Origin of the sequence: Bacteroides sp. AF25-5LB (assembly GCF_003602965.1) — a bacterium.
Taxonomy (GTDB): Bacteria; Bacteroidota; Bacteroidia; order Bacteroidales; family Bacteroidaceae; genus Bacteroides; species Bacteroides uniformis.
On sequence record NZ_QTMC01000011.1, the window covers coordinates 11900 to 26920 of the forward strand.

A 15021-nucleotide genomic window follows, 5' to 3' on the forward strand; every position below is an offset into this window, starting at 1 on the left:
TTTAAAAGTTTCTTTTCTCAGATTTTATGGTTTTTTTATTCGAAGAAAATGCTTAAATTTGCAAGTAATTGGCAATTTAATACAATGAAGTATACTACACTATATATGTTAATTTTAGGGCTGTTTTCTATAGGATGGACGGATTGCCCGGAGGGATTTTGGGAGCGTATGCAACGTCCGGGGCATTCCGAAATACAGCTTTCCAAAGTGACGGTAAGTGGCTGTGTGCTGGATGAAGGTGGGTTTCCGCTGGCCGGTGCCACTATTCAGGAGAAAGAAACGGCCAATGGTGCGATAGCGGATTCGGAAGGAAAATTCACGCTGGTGGTTGCCGATAATGCAGTGCTCCGTGTTTCATTTATCGGCTACATTTCCCAGGATATTGAGGTGGAAGGACGTTCGACCTTTCATATCACACTAAGAGAAAATATGATAGAGCTGGATAATGTCATTGTTACCGCTTTGGGTATCGAAAAGAAAGAAAATTCTCTTTCTTATGCCACAGATTTAATAAAAAACGAGGAATTGACTCGAGTAAAAATGCCCAACTTAATCACTTCGTTGACCGGCAAGTCAGCTGGTGTGCGTGTTAACCAGGTTTCTTCCGGTCTGGGAGCTTCAGCCAAAGTCAGTATCCGTGGAGTCCGTTCGGTGGCGAGTGACAACCAACCTCTGTACGTGATAGACGGTGTTCCCATTCTGAACTCCACCTCCGAGCAAGCATACTCTGCCATAGGCGGGACGGCCAATGCTGGCAACCGTGACGGAGGGGACGGCATTTCCAATCTGAATCCTGAAGATATAGAGAGCATCAGTATCCTGAAAGGAGCTCCCGCGGCAGCTTTGTATGGTAGCCAGGCTGCCAATGGGGTGATACTGATTACTACAAAGAAGGGGCAGTCGTACGGGCAGCGCGGTGTTTCTTTCTCGACGAGCCTGATGTTCGACAATGCTTTTGCGCTACCCAAGATGCAGAACCGCTATGGAGTAAGTGACGGTGTAGACAGTTGGGGAGAACGGGCAAACCTTCCCGAATACGATAATCTGAGAGACTTCTTCTCTACTGGTGTCACCTCCATAACTTCCATCTCCTTGAGTCACGGCAATGAGAAGTTGCAGAACTATTTCTCCTATGCCAATACTACGGGGCATGGCATCATTGGGAAACATAACCTTTCGAAGCACAACCTCACTTTCAGAGAGACTTCCGTTCTATTGAATTCCCGTCTGAAGTTAGATGGCAGTATGAACCTGATGCGCCAGGTGGTGAAGAACAAGCCTACCGTGGGTGGTTTCTACATGAATCCTTTGGTGGGGCTCTACCGTTTTCCACGGGGTGAGGATATTGCTTATTATAAGGAGAACTTCGAGGTTTATGATGAGGGTAGAAACTTGAACATACAGAATTGGCATACCTCCTACGAGGATTTTGAGCAGAATCCCTACTGGATTACCAATCGCATATTGAGCAAGGAGAACCGCATGCATGTCATAGTCTCCTTATCCGCCAATCTGAAGATAAACGATTGGTTAAGCCTGCAGACCCGTGGCAATGTAGACTATATTAACGACAAGGTGCGCCAGCAGTTCTATGCCTCTACCGCTCCGGCGTTAGCGGGAGCCAATGGGCGTTATATTGAGATGGACTATCAGGAAACCCAATATTACGGAGACGCCATACTGATGATGAAAAAGCAGTGGGATGCATTCTCTCTCAACGCGGTGCTCGGTGCCAGTATCAATGATAAGACAGTGAACTCCACCCGCTATGACTCTAAAACAGCTTCGCTGAAATATGCCAATGTGTTCAATCTGGCCAATATCATCATGAATGGTTCTGCCGGGCTGGACCAGAAGATTGATGCGCGGCGCCAATTGCAGTCCTTGTTTGCGACGGCACAACTGGGCTACAACGAGTTTGTCTATCTTGATTTGTCGGCCCGTAATGACTGGTCCTCCACGCTGGCTTATACATCTCATGAGAAAAGCGGGTTCTTCTATCCCTCCGTGGGATTTTCGCTGATATTCAATAAGCTGATGACTTTACCCCGATGGGTGTCACTGGCAAAGATAAGGGGGGCATACAGCATGGTGGGCAATGATATTCCCATGTTCATCACAAATCCTTCCTCGCATATCACGGCAGGCGGAGAGTTCTTGGCAAGTGATGCCGCGCCGTTCAAGGATATGGAACCGGAGATGACGCACTCCTTTGAGGCGGGTATAGAAGCGCGTTTTTTGAAGAATCGCATTGGCTTGAATGCCACTTTCTATAAGACGAATACCCGGAACCAGTTCTTCAAGCTTCCTACTCTGTCGGGCGATAAATATGCCTACCGTTATGTCAATGCGGGTAATATACAGAATGTGGGGTGGGAGGTTTCACTGGATGCCGTTCCTTTGCTGACGAACCATTTCAAGTGGAAAACAGAGGTGAACTTTTCCACCAACCGCAACAAGATAATTTCACTGCACGAAGCGCTGAAGGAGTTTCTTTACGGTCCTACCAGCTTCTCGTCCAGTTATGCCATGAAATTGGTGAAAGGGGGCTCTATCGGTGACATCTACGGAAAAGCTTTTGTACGTGACGATGCGGGCGATATCGTTTACGGCACGGAAGGAGACAATACCGGGATGCCTTTGGTGGAAGGTGATGGCAATACGGTGAAAGTGGGCAATGCCAATCCAAAACTGATGCTTGGCTGGAATCATATGCTGTCTTACAAGAATTTTTCTTTCTATTTTCTGGTGGATTGTCGCTTTGGAGGCGATATTTTGTCTCAGACGCAGGCGGATATGGATATGTATGGCGTTTCTGAAGTCACGGCCCGGGCCAGGGACAAAGGTTATGTAATGCTTGAAGGTAACCGGATAGATAATGTGAAAGGATTTTATAAGAATGTTGTAGGCGGACGGGCCGGGGTGACGGAATATTATATGTATGATGCCACGAACATCAGGCTGCGTGAGCTGTCCGTGGGCTACCAACTGCCTGCTGCCTGGATGGAAAAGACCAAAGTCCTCAAGCGGGCACAACTGTCCTTTTCGGGACGCAACTTGTTCTTCTTCTACAAAAAGGCGCCTTTCGACCCTGACCTGGTACTCTCTACGGGCAACGATAACCAGGGAATTGAAGTCTACGGTATGCCTACCACGCGTAGTTGGGGATTTTCTTTGAAGTGTGAATTTTAAGAGGGGGAGGGAGACTTGATATGAAGAGGATTATAGTACTGATTGGCATGGTTTTCGTGTTTCTGGCTTGTACGCGGGACTTTAAGGAAATCAATACGGACAAGTCCGGCGTGACGGACGAGGACTTGCAGGCCGACTATAACGAACATGGCATCCGTCTTGGAATCATCCAGCAAGGCATCTATTTCAATTACGACTACGGAAAGGGGAAGAACTGGCCTTTTCAATTGACCCAGAATTTGAATGCCGACATGTTCAGCGGTTACATGCACGATGCCAAGCCTCTGAATGGAGGTTCGCACAATTCGGACTACAACTTGCAGGATGGATGGAACAGCGCCATGTGGGGACATACCTATGAGTATGTTTTCCCGCAGATATATCAGTCGGAGAATGCCACACGTGACCGTATGCCTGCCTTTTTCGGCATTACCAAGATACTGAAGGTGGAAGTGATGCACCGTGTCACGGACTATTACGGCCCTATTGTGTATAGTCATTTTGCCGATCCCGAAGCCCGTTATATGCCTGACACGCAGAAAGAGGTCTATAATGCCTTTTTCTGTGAACTCGATACGGCTGTTGCTGTACTTTCCGATTATATTGTCGAGCATCCGAGAGCTTCGGAGTTTGCGCGTTTCGATATGTTGTTGGACGGTGATTATGACTCTTGGATAAAGTTTGCCAACTCGTTGAGGATGCGGCTTGCCATGCGCATCGCGGTAGCCAGTCCGGAGAAGGCAAAAACGGAATTCCGTAAGGCGATGGATAATGAATACGGAGTCATTCGGGAGGCGGACGAGTCGGTGGCGGTTTCCACAGCGAGTGGATATACCAATCCGTTGGGCGAGATAAACCTTGTTTGGAATGAAGCTTATATGGGAGCGCCGATGGAGTCCATACTGAACGGATATGAAGATCCCCGTCGTGAAATCTATTTTGCCACTTGCCAGAATGAACAATTTGCAGGCGAGTATCGCGGCATTCGTCAGGGTACATGCTTTGCACATAACTATTATAATACACTCTCAAAATTGAAAGTTACCCAGCAGACTGATGCAGTGTTGATGCCGGCAGCAGAAGTCTGGTTCCTGCGTGCCGAGGCTGCCCTACGGGGATGGACTGATGAGTCGGCGAAAATCTGCTATGAAGAAGGGGTAATGGCTTCTTTCCGTCAGTATGGCATCTTGCAGTCCGACGCTTATCTGGAGAGCAACTTGTTGCCTGCCGATTTTGTGGATACCTACGATATGGAGAATGATATTACCGCCCGTTGTCAGGTTTCGCCACGCTGGCTGGAGTCAGCGGATAGGGATACGAAACTGGAGAAGATTATTACCCAAAAATGGATTGCCATGTTTCCCGAAGGGTGTGAAGCTTGGGCTGAACAGCGCCGGACGGGGTATCCCCGGCTATTCCCCGTACGCTTTAATCACAGTAAAGACGGGTGCATAGATACTGAGACAATGATTCGCCGTCTGAACTTTCCCGGCGGACTGAAGACGGAGAATGCCGAGCAGTATGCCGCTTTGGTAGAGGTACTGGGTGGAGATGACAATGCCGGTACCCGATTGTGGTGGGATACCGGCATCAACTGGTAGAAACACCTTATTTATATAGGGATATTTTTTATTGGATGGGGTGATTCTCGGCAAAAATTGCCATACGTTCGTCCAACTGGTCGTACTGATGGTCTTGGATAAAGGAAGTGCAGGCACGTAATCCTTCCTGATGGCTTCCGGTGGTCACCAGCGAAATGGCGCTTACACCGTAGTACATTAGTTCCCGCGCAAGTTCTCCGCTACTCATGCCCGGGTAACCGATGGTGAAGTAGAAACCGTCGGCAACGGGATCACCCAAATCATTGTCGTATACCAAGTGGAAACCGTGGCGCAAGAAGATTTCTTTCAGGCGGCGGGCACGTTCACCGTATACTTTCACTTCATCAAGGAAGTTGTATTGACCTTCATTGGCTGCTTTAAGCATGGCGGCAAGAGCATACTGCGCAGAGTGGCTGGTGCCGGAAGAGAGCGCATAGAGTACGCGGTGGATGAATACTGTGCCGAAGGTGCCGCCGCCGTAGCGTTGTGTCAACCCGGGATAGGCCCGATGATACAGTTTGTCCGAAATGCAGCTGACACCGATACGTTGACCGGCATAGCTGAAAGCTTTGGAACCGGAAATGAGCAGCACGTAAAGGTCCGTATAGTGTGCCACAGAAGGTTGGTAAGGCGCTTGGAACGGTTTGCTCAAGTCTTGGCGGAAGTCCATGGCAAAGTAGGCGAGGTCTTCCAGCACAATGACGTCATATTTGGTTGCCAGTTCGCCGATGATGCGCAATTCTTCTTCTTTTAGGCAAATCCAGCTGGGATTGTTGGGATTGGAATAGACGATGGCAGAGATATTTCCTTTGCTGAGGTAACTTTCCAACTTCGCTTTCAACTTGTTGCCACGGTAGTCATATACGTCAAAGGTTTCATATTTCTGTCCCATCACGACCAACTGCTGCTTCTGTACCGGGAAACCGGGATCGATGAAGAGAATGGTATCCTTTTTCTCATCGCACTGGCTGCATGTGAGGAATGAAGCAAAAGTTCCTTGCATGGAACCGGTAACTGGTACGCAACCTTCGGGGGCTACATCTACATTGATAAAGGCTTTGATGAAACGGGATGCTTCCTGCTTCAAGGCGGGGAGTCCGTTGATGTCCGGGTAGAGGCTGGCAATACCATTCTGCAATGCCTCCACCTCTGCCTTTACGCCGACGGCTGAGGGGGGGAGTCCGGGTACACCCATTTCCATTTTTATGAATTCCACACCCGATGCCGCTTCGGCATTGGCTGCAATGGCTTTGACTTCACGGATAGTTGCTTTGGCAAAGTCTGTGATATGAAAATCTGCGATAGTTTCATCTATCAACTTACGTTCAATAGGAGTATTTCTCATGATTTCAATATTAATTTAGTTTTGCAAAGGTAACATAAATCTCTTATAATCAAGCTATGTTAAAAAAAAGATGATTTTTTTTCTTTCAAGCTATTGCAGATATAAGAATTTTGTCTACCTTTGCAACCGCAATCGAGAGAGATAGCAACGAAAGAATGAAATAATGGTGCGTTAGTTCAGTTGGTTAGAATACATGCCTGTCACGCATGGGGTCACGGGTTCGAGTCCCGTACGCACCGCGAAAGCAAATATCAAATTAAAGCAAAGCTCTGAAATTCAAGGATTTCAGAGCTTTTTTTCTGTATCGGCAAGAATAACGATTAAAAAATCATGCATGGGATTATTCGTGGGATTTCTGCTAGTCTTACTATACTCATCTGATGAACTTGAACTTTCTTGCGGTATAATCGGGAATTCGGGTACAAATATCCGTAAATCATATACACCTTCGCTTGTGCTATCGCGGTACCTTTGTCATCAGAAGTTTAACAAGAAAAATAGAGTAATATAGCGTATGGCAAAAATAATTTTAGGAGTTCTGTCACTGCTTGTCATAATGTCGTGCAGTATCCCAGTGAAGGAGAACACCGTTCAACCCAATATAATGGAAACGAACAAGAAAAATCTCGGAAATCTGTTGGCTCTCTATCCCAAGCCGATGACGGTTGTCGGGGCGGAGGTTGAAGGGAAAGTAAACTGGCTAGTGGTAGGCCATACGGGTGTTATTGGACATGACCGGATACTCATCAGCATGAGTAAAAGCCATTACACTAATCAAGGGATAAAGGCCTCAAAACAACTTTCCGTCAATCTAGTGAGTCGTGAAATATTGCCGAAAGCTGACTATGTGGGAAGTGTAAGCGGTGCGACGGTCGATAAGTCGGAGGTGTTTGCCTACCATATTGGCGAAAACGGTACCCCTGTTATAGACGCATCACCCCTCACCATGGAGTGTGAGGTGGTAGACATCTATGAAACTGAAGGTTTCGACAATTTCATTTGTGCGATAGTCAATACATACGCTGCTCCTGAAGTGCTTGATAATAACGGGAAACTTGACTATACGAAGCTGAAACCCGTATTGTTTGAATTTCCGACCTATTCCTACCTTGCCACGGGAGAGATTATCGGCAAATGCCTGAATCTGGATAAGCAGCCGGGTATGTGCGCTAAAGAGCCGATGAGTGCTGACGGTATCGTGCGGTTGTCGAAAATCGAAGTTTATCCGCAGTATCTCGACGAATATATGAAATACGCAACCGAAGTAGGCGAAATCTCTCTGCGCATCGAATCGGGCGTGCTGACTATGTATGCGGTCGGCGAGAAGGAGAATCCCTGCAAGGTGACTATTCTCGAAACCTATGCGAGCCGTGCGGCTTATGAAAAACATATTGCATCAGAACACTTTCAGAAATACAAGCAAGGAACGTTGCACATGGTCAAATCATTGGTCTTGTCTGACCAGACGCCACTTAATCCGGCTAACAAGCTCAATAACTTCATGCAATAAATAGAACGACTATGAACAAGATTTTTTTAATTTCAGTATTCAGCATTTTAACACTCAATATTATGGCACAAGAAAAGATAGTACAGACAGCAGGACGTACCCAGTTGGGTGAGTTTGCTCCTAAATTTGCGGAACTAAACGACGATGTCCTCTTTGGCGAGGTCTGGAGCCGCACCGACAAACTCGGTCTGCGTGACCGTAGTTTGGTAACTATAACTTCTCTTATCAGTCAAGGAATCACGGATAATTCGCTCGTGTTCCACCTTCAGTCGGCAAAAAAGAACGGCATCACCCGTACGGAGATTGCTGAAATCATCACCCATATCGGTTTCTATGCCGGTTGGCCCAAAGCGTGGGCAGCGTTTAATCTGGCCAAAGGCGTATGGGCAGAGGACACTGCCGGTGAAGATACCAAAGCCGCGTTCCAGCGTGAAATGATTTTCCCCATTGGAGAACCGAACACAGCATACGCACAGTACTTCATAGGTAACAGCTATCTTGCTCCCGTTTCACGTGAGCAGGTTTCCGTCTCTAACGTCACTTTCGAGCCTCGTTGCCGCAATAACTGGCACATACACCGTGCTACTAAAGGCGGTGGACAGATGCTTATCGGTGTTGCCGGTCGTGGGTGGTATCAAGAAGAGGGCAAGCCGGCAGTAGAGATTCTACCCGGTACGGTTATCCATATCCCTGCAAATGTGAAGCATTGGCACGGTGCTGCTTCTGATGGTTGGTTTGCCCATCTTGCTTTCGAAGTTCCCGGTGAGGATACTTCTAATGAATGGCTAGAACCGGTGACGGATGAAGAATACGATAAACTTAAATAGGAGAAACTATGACTACGAACGAATTCAAAGAATATGTAAAGACGCGTCAAGCGCTTAATACGGAGGAGATACACCGTTTTATGGACGAAATGAGCAGTGAAGCCAGGCGTATCACTTTCCGGCTGAACACCGCATACTATACGCCGGACGAAGTACGTGAGTTGCTATCCGAATTGTTCGGTTATGAAGTTCCGTCATCGTTCCGAGTATTTCCGCCGTTTTATGCCGATTTCGGGAAGAATATAACAGTGGGCGAAGGCGTATTTATTAATGCCTGCTGTCATTTTCAAGACCATGGTGGTGTGATAATCGGCGACGGATGCCAAATTGGGCATAATGTAGTCTTTGCAACGCTCAATCATGGTTTGCCTCCGGCTGAACGCCAAACTACCTATCCGGCACCAATTGTACTGGGCAAGAATGTCTGGGTAGGTTCTAATGCAACAATTCTTCAAGGAGTGACAATTGGTGACAATGCTGTGGTGGGAGCTGGAGCGGTCGTGACGAAAGATGTGGAAGCAAATACAATAGTAGGTGGTGTCCCCGCAAAATTGATAAAGAGAATAGAATAATAAAATTGAAAACAAGGTGAAAATAATATCAAATACAGCATTTGGCGGAGAAAGACCTTTGTTCGAATCGCATGACTTACGTTTGGAGAATGTAGTTATCCGTGCTGGAGAATCAGCCATCAAGGAATGCAGCAACATCGAAGCTGTTGATTGTCGGTTCGAAGGAAATTATCCCTTCTGGCATGTTCACGGATTTGTTATCGACCGTTGTTTTTTCGATGTCGGCGGGCGTTCGGCACTGTGGTATTCCGACCATCTGAAAATGACTGATACGCGTATCGATGCACCCAAAATGTTTCGCGAGATGCACGACATCGAAATAGAGAATGTAGAGATAAACGATGCCGATGAGGTGTTCTGGCGTTGTAAAAAACTGAATATCAAAAATCTGAAACTGCATGGAGGAACTTATCCGTTCATGTTCAGCAGCGACATCCGCATAGACGGATTGGAAAGCGACAGCAAGTACGTTTTCCAGTATGTGAAGAATGTGGAGTTGCGCAATGCCAAAATCACTACGAAGGATGCCTTCTGGGAGGTGGAGAATGTGACAATCTACGATTCTGAACTCAGCGGCGAATATCTCGGCTGGCATTCGCACAATCTCCGGTTGGTGAATTGCCATATAACCGGTGAGCAACCGCTCTGCTATGCCCACGACCTCGTACTGGAGAATTGCACCTTTGGTCCCGACTGCGACCGGGCTTTTGAATATAGTTCGGTGCAGGCAACCATCAAAGGAACAATAGGCGGGGTGAAGAATCCACGGACAGGCTGTATCACTGCCGAAAGCTATGGGGAAATCATTCTCGACGAAAATATAAAGGCGCCTGCCGATTGTGAGTTGAGGCTTTGGGATGGTAACTGGATTTATAAATTATGAAATACGATTTCGATACAATCATCTCGCGTCGCGGGACGAATTCTTATAAATGGGATATTCCCGAAGAGGAGAATGTACTGCCCATGTGGGTGGCGGATATGGATTTTCGTACAGCACCCGCTATTATCGATGCCTTACAAAAGCGGGTGGCGCACGGTATTTTCGGTTATACAAAAGTACCCGAAGCCTATTATGATGCGGTTGTCCGGTGGTTCGATGACCGGCATCGCTGGCAGGTTGATTCCCGGTGGATTATCTATACGAGTGGTCTCGTGCCGGCTCTGTCAGCCATTATCAAAGCCTTGGCCATGCCGGGTGATAAAGTCATCGTTCAGACTCCTGCCTATAATTGTTTCTATTCATCTATCCGTAATGACGGATGCGAGTTGTTTGCCAATAATCTCATTTATCAGGATGGCCGCTACGTAATCGACTTTGCCGATCTTGAAAGGAAAGCTTCCGATCCGAAAGCAAAAATCCTGCTGCTGTGCAATCCTCACAATCCGGTCGGACGGGTCTGGACTCCGGAAGAACTGCAGCATATAGGTGATATTTGTTTACGGAATGAGGTGTTTGTCGTGGCGGATGAGATTCATTGTGAACTGACTTACGAAGGATATGACTACACACCCTTTGCCTCCTTGTCTGAACGCTTTTTGCAAAATTCCGTTACTTGCGTTTCGCCGAGCAAGGCGTTCAACCTTGCCGGGTTGCAAATCGCCAATATCATCGCAGCCGATGAAGAGGTGCGCCGCCGTATTGACAGAGCCATCAATATCAACGAGGTATGCGACGTCAATCCGTTCGGCGTAATCGCCACAATGGCAGCTTATAACGAAGGTGGGGAATGGCTCGATGCCTTGCGGAAATATCTGCGGGGGAATTACGAATACCTCTGCCGCTTTTTCAAGGAACGGTTACCACAATATCCCGTGTTGCCACTCGAAGGAACTTATTTGGTTTGGATAGACTGCAGTGCCTCTGGTATCAACTCAGATGCTGTCGCCTTGCGTTTGCAAGAACAACAGCACTTGATGGTCAATTCCGGTACGATGTACGGTCCCGGTGGAGAGGGCTTTATCCGGCTGAATATCGCTTGCCCCCGGGCTCTGCTTGCTGATGGACTGGAACGGATGGCCCGTTTATTCTATCGTGAAGTCTTCTGATTTAAATCCGCTGTAATACCTACCGGCGAAGGCGGTGAACTTCAGGACACAATAATCGGGATCAGTCACTCCTTCGGGGTAGTACATAGTGTCGCCTTCCTGCCATATCATTTCCTTACTGGTGCTGTCCGTCAGTATCTCCATCGTGCCGCGCAGCATTACGCCCTTGAAGAAGCGTGTGTTGCAGACGTAAAGGCATGCCCGGTTATTTTTGAGAAATTGCGAAACGCGCATCGACGAGGTGTTCGTTGATAGGTAAATGTGTTTGATCCCTTCCCTTTTGCGGGTTTGCAACATGGCCTTGATGTTGGGAAAGCCTTCGGCATCCATCGAACCGACAAAGATGGTTTTTTCCTTGTCAATCATGTTTCCTACTGTTTTTTCTGCATTTCTCATTGTTTGTTTTTTTATGGGTTATTGTTTCAAGGGCAAAGATAGCCGGTAAGTGGAACTTTTGTACAATAAAAAAGAAGGAGGATATGTCACTTTTCACGGTTTCTCCATTTTCCGGTAGGCGAGGGGAGTATACCCTATACATTGTCGGAAACTACGTACAAAGTAGGAGACGGTTGAGAAATGAAGTTCAGAGGCTATTTCTGAAATGGGGAGGTCGGTGTAGGTGAGCAGACGCTGGGCTTCGTCTGTAATCTTGTTGAGTATGTACTGCTTGGCATTGATGTTTATGGCCGAAGAGAGGATTTCGTTCAGATAGTTGGGAGTGATGCATAGTTTATCGGCATAGAATTGTACAGAATGCTGCTCCCGGAAGTGCTCCCCAACCAATTCGAAGAATCGGCTGAGGTGGAAGCTGCTGATATCTTTATGTGGCTCCTTACCCGTCTCCGGAGGGATAGAGGTGCGGTAGGCACGGTTGAGTAGCATGAGGACTTCGTAAAGTAAGGCGCGTAATATGCCCGTATCGTGTGGGTGGAAAGAGTCGATTTCGACCTTTATGTCGTGCAGAAGTTGGAGTATCCGTGCATAGAGCCCGTTCGGCAGTTGGAGTTTGTCTGCCGTTTTTCCCATTCGGAAGAACGGGAGGTGCTGCACGAATAGTGGGTCTTTGAAGAAAGAGGTCAAAAAGGTATCCTCAAAAATTAGAGCATGACCGTTGCCGATACGGTCTGTGTCCCAACTGCGCACCTCACCTGGTTTGGAGAAGAATACATCACCGGGAGCTGCCAAGTGTGTCCGGTTACCGATAGTGAATTCTCCTTCTCCTTCTGTGATGAAGGTGATGTCATAGTAGGTCAGAATATGTACTTTTCCCTGGGTCAAGAATTTCCGGGTATACTGCAAATCAACGACATCTATCAGAAGTTCGCTTCCGTACTTAGTTTTGTAGAAATTGTATCGTGGGATGGCATTTTTCATGGCTTAACATTGTATGATGGCAGTAAAGTTAGAGAAAAAGCTGCTCCGTACAATAGCGAATAGGAAAATGTTGGGTAAAGACCGGGAGTTTTGTTTATCTTTGCACCCGCAATTATCAATCGCCTTGCAACGATTGTCTGGAATTATCATATTATGAAACAGAAACGAATACCATTGGTGGGCAGACAATACCTTGTGCCCTTCATTTTGATTACCTCTCTTTTCTTTTTGTGGGGATTTGCCCATGCCATTCTGAATGTACTGAACAAGCACTTTCAAGAGATACTGGATATCACGAAGACACATTCGGCCTTTATACAGATGACGATGTATATGGGATACTTCATTATGGCCATTCCTGCAGGACTTTTCATCAGTCGCTTCGGATACCGCCGGGGTGTGGTATTCGGTCTGTTGCTCTACGGCATCGGTTCGCTGCTCTTTATCCCCGGGCAGCATTATCTGTCTTTTAATCTTTTCTTGTTTGCATTGTTCGTGATAGGCTGCGGACTGACATTTCTTGAAACTGCCGCCAATCCTTATGCCACAGAATTGGGCGCAAAGGAAACTGCTGCCAGCCGACTGAATTTCGCACAATCCTTCAATGGTCTGGGATGTATCTGTGCGCCGGTACTGGCTGGACTGCTACTCTTCTCGAAGGATGGGCAGACGGGCTCGGGTAATGTCGCATTGCCCTATATCTGCATGGGGGTAATTGTGTTGCTGGTAGCGCTGGTCTTTTCAAGAATCAAGTTGCCCGAGATTGAACATAGTGTGGAGGTGGACGAAGCTGGTAATAAGGTCGGATTGTGGTCACACCGGCTTTTCATTTTCGGGCTGATAGCCTTGTTTGCCTATGAGGTCGGCGAGATTTCCATCAACAGCTTCTTCATCAATTACGTGGTGGAGCAGAATTGGATGAATGCCCGCGAAGCTTCCGTAGTGCTTTCTTTCGGTGGACTGGGATTATTTATGTTGGGACGTTTTGCCGGTAGCTGGATTATGGGACGTGTGCGTGCCGAGAAAATGTTGCTGGTGTGTGCTACGGGGACAGTAGTGACTACTTCGTTGGTACTGCTGGATGTAGGGATGATATCGCTTGCAGCTCTGTTGTGCGGATATGCGTTTGAGGCTATTATGTTTCCCACGATTTTTGCCCTTTCCTTGCGCGGGCTGGGCAACCATACCAAGAGGGCTTCCTCTTTCCTGATGATGTCTCCCGTGGGAGGCGTGGTAGGTCCGCTGTTGATGGGACTGGTGGCAGACCATACGACGATGGTGTGGGCGTTCATTGTACCGCTGGTTGCCTATTGCGTGGTATGGGCATATGCTCGCAAGATGGTGTCCGTCTCTACCGCTTCCTCAATATAGAAGGAATCCTGCGATTCCGGCAAGGATTATCAGTAAGATAGGGTGGAGGTGCCACTTCCACGTCACGCCGAAAGCGGCTGCAAAGATAAGTATGCTTTTGTAATCTATGAAATTTTCCTTGTTCATCAGCAATAGGGCAGCAGCAGCTATCAATGATACGGACATGGGCAGTAGTCCAGACATTGCCGCCTTGATGTATTTGTTGTCTTTGCATTTCACGAAGAAGTAAGAGATGAGCAATACCAGGATGAACGAGGGAAGGCATACTGCAACGGTGGCCACGACAGCTCCCCACACGCTTTGAGTAACTGCATAGCCCACATAGGTGGCACTGTTGATGCCTATCGGACCGGGCGTCATCTGCGAGATGGCCACCACGTCCGTGAATTGTTGCAGGGTGAGCCAGTGATGGTGGTCCACCACCTCGTATTGGATGAGGGACAACATGGCGTAACCGCCTCCAAAACCGAACATTCCGATTTTCAGATATACCAATATCAGCTGCCAATAAATCATATCTGTATTTTTCTCAGTTTATCTTTTAACCATAATGTATAGAGCATTCCTCCTGCAATTCCTGCAAGGACAATGTATACGGGGGATAGCCCGAATTGCCAGATGAGTATGGTGGCGATGGCTGGAAGCACCAGTTGCCAATACTTCAGCTTCAGCGCCCGTGCAGCCGAAATGCAGGGTATCACAATCAATGCGACTACTGCCGGACGGATGCCATTAAAGATGCGTATCATTACCTGGTTGTCCTGAAAATGAGCGAAGGACATGGCTATCAGCATCATGATGACAAAAGAGGGGAGGATTGTGGCAAGTGCACACACCAGGCTGCCTTTTACTTTATGCAGCTTGTAGCCGACGAATATGGATATATTGACAGCAAAAACACCGGGAAGTGACTGGGTCAGTGCAAATATTTCCATGAAATCTTCTTTACTCATCCATCTCTTTTTTACGATTTCCCGTTCAATGAGAGGTATCATAGCGTATCCACCACCGATAGTGAACATTCCTATCTTGGCAAAGGTCATAAAAAGCAGTAAATATTTCATTATTTCTCTTCGGGTGACGTTCTTTTGCAAAGAAACCCAAATTAATCAACATATACAAATTAGGGGTATAATATTTATTTATTGATATTTTATATTGTAGGGCTATATTCTTAAAT

13 protein-coding genes and 1 tRNA gene are annotated in these 15021 nt (G+C 47.2%); 9 read left to right on the top strand and 5 right to left on the bottom strand.

Annotation, left to right across the window (positions count from 1 at the left end):
- Window positions 1–84 precede the first annotated feature (84 nt).
- Together DWY57_RS12800 and DWY57_RS12805 are read left to right on the top strand one after the other, a co-directional pair.
- The gene (locus DWY57_RS12800) at window positions 85–3192 is read left to right on the top strand and encodes a SusC/RagA family TonB-linked outer membrane protein (protein WP_117599476.1); all 3108 of its coding nucleotides are present in this window, start codon (window positions 85–87) and stop codon (window positions 3190–3192) included.
- Window positions 3193–3212: 20 nt separating this feature from the next.
- Window positions 3213–4793: a SusD/RagB family nutrient-binding outer membrane lipoprotein gene (locus DWY57_RS12805; protein ID WP_119961884.1), complete on the top strand. Its 1581-nt coding sequence runs from the start codon at window positions 3213–3215 to the stop codon at window positions 4791–4793.
- A gap of 28 nt (window positions 4794–4821) precedes the next feature.
- Here DWY57_RS12805 and DWY57_RS12810 read toward each other — a convergent pair whose 3' ends face one another.
- On the bottom strand, window positions 4822–6138 hold the full coding sequence (locus DWY57_RS12810; protein WP_117599478.1) for a pyridoxal phosphate-dependent aminotransferase: 1317 nt from the start codon (window positions 6136–6138) through the stop codon (window positions 4822–4824).
- 165 nt (window positions 6139–6303) lie between these two features.
- Between DWY57_RS12810 and DWY57_RS12815 the strand changes: the two genes are divergently transcribed.
- The 6 genes from DWY57_RS12815 (at window position 6304) to DWY57_RS12840 (ending at window position 11096) form a co-directional block, all read left to right on the top strand.
- Window positions 6304–6377, top strand: a tRNA-Asp gene (locus DWY57_RS12815).
- A gap of 275 nt (window positions 6378–6652) precedes the next feature.
- Window positions 6653–7648, top strand: a complete 996-nt coding sequence (locus DWY57_RS12820) for a flavin reductase (RefSeq protein WP_117599479.1) — start codon at window positions 6653–6655, stop codon at window positions 7646–7648.
- A gap of 11 nt (window positions 7649–7659) precedes the next feature.
- Window positions 7660–8475 carry a carboxymuconolactone decarboxylase family protein gene (locus DWY57_RS12825; protein ID WP_117599480.1) on the top strand — a complete coding sequence of 272 codons (816 nt, stop codon included), beginning with the start codon at window positions 7660–7662 and terminating at the stop codon, window positions 8473–8475.
- Window positions 8476–8483: 8 nt separating this feature from the next.
- Window positions 8484–9047: a sugar O-acetyltransferase gene (locus DWY57_RS12830; RefSeq protein ID WP_117599481.1), complete on the top strand. Its 564-nt coding sequence runs from the start codon at window positions 8484–8486 to the stop codon at window positions 9045–9047.
- A 16-nt stretch (window positions 9048–9063) separates the two neighbouring features.
- The gene (locus tag DWY57_RS12835) at window positions 9064–9930 is read left to right on the top strand and encodes a DUF3737 family protein (protein WP_117964406.1); all 867 of its coding nucleotides are present in this window, start codon (window positions 9064–9066) and stop codon (window positions 9928–9930) included.
- The gene (locus DWY57_RS12840) at window positions 9927–11096 is read left to right on the top strand and encodes a MalY/PatB family protein (protein ID WP_117599483.1); all 1170 of its coding nucleotides are present in this window, start codon (window positions 9927–9929) and stop codon (window positions 11094–11096) included. The genes DWY57_RS12835 and DWY57_RS12840 overlap by 4 nt, the downstream gene beginning before the upstream one ends.
- Here the strand turns inward: DWY57_RS12840 and DWY57_RS12845 are convergent.
- Together DWY57_RS12845 and DWY57_RS12850 are read right to left on the bottom strand one after the other, a co-directional pair.
- Entirely contained in the window at window positions 11073–11492 is a 420-nt protein-coding gene (locus tag DWY57_RS12845; RefSeq protein ID WP_117599484.1) for a pyridoxamine 5'-phosphate oxidase family protein, read from the bottom strand. The genes DWY57_RS12840 and DWY57_RS12845 overlap by 24 nt on opposite strands.
- Before the next feature lie 93 nt (window positions 11493–11585).
- The gene (locus DWY57_RS12850; protein WP_117599485.1) at window positions 11586–12470 is read right to left on the bottom strand and encodes an AraC family transcriptional regulator; all 885 of its coding nucleotides are present in this window, start codon (window positions 12468–12470) and stop codon (window positions 11586–11588) included.
- Window positions 12471–12623: 153 nt separating this feature from the next.
- On the opposite strand from DWY57_RS12850, the gene DWY57_RS12855 reads away from it, so the two are divergent.
- A complete protein-coding gene (locus DWY57_RS12855) occupies window positions 12624–13841 on the top strand; it encodes a sugar MFS transporter (protein WP_117599486.1) in 1218 nt (405 codons plus the stop codon).
- Here DWY57_RS12855 and DWY57_RS12860 read toward each other — a convergent pair.
- Complete coding sequence (locus tag DWY57_RS12860; RefSeq protein ID WP_117599487.1) at window positions 13833–14357, bottom strand: chromate transporter; 525 nt, start codon at window positions 14355–14357, stop codon at window positions 13833–13835. The genes DWY57_RS12855 and DWY57_RS12860 overlap by 9 nt on opposite strands.
- Window positions 14354–14905 carry a chromate transporter gene (locus tag DWY57_RS12865; protein WP_119961885.1) on the bottom strand — a complete coding sequence of 184 codons (552 nt, stop codon included), beginning with the start codon at window positions 14903–14905 and terminating at the stop codon, window positions 14354–14356. The genes DWY57_RS12860 and DWY57_RS12865 overlap by 4 nt, the downstream gene beginning before the upstream one ends.
- Window positions 14906–15021 lie beyond the last annotated feature (116 nt).